A 390-nucleotide genomic window follows, 5' to 3' on the forward strand; every position below is an offset into this window, starting at 1 on the left:
AGCAGGGGATACTCAAGAAGCCTTGACATAGCAAAGCATTAAGAGTATAATTATTAGAACAATTTTGAGCATTAAAACTCACCTCCCTTCTGGGCGGTAAATTTAACGCTAAAGGGTTGCAGCCCTTTGGCGTTGCACCCTTTTATAATTATACCAAACAAACTCTTTAACTTCTTTAATATAGTCCATGAAAAGATTTTACTTGTTATTCCTTAGCACTTTGTTTTTTGCACCTTCATTTTTATTTGGTGCAAATATTAAAAATATAAAATAATATAGAAATTCAATAGAAGAAGAGAAGTTTAGTTAAAAGTTTGTTTGGCAAGCCAAAGGGATTGTTCTAAACCCTGCAAAAGCAGGGGATACTCAAGAAGCCTTGACATAGCAAAG

The organism is Campylobacter sp. BCW_6464 (assembly GCF_001762775.1).
Classification (GTDB): Bacteria; Campylobacterota; Campylobacteria; order Campylobacterales; family Campylobacteraceae; genus Campylobacter_D; species Campylobacter_D jejuni.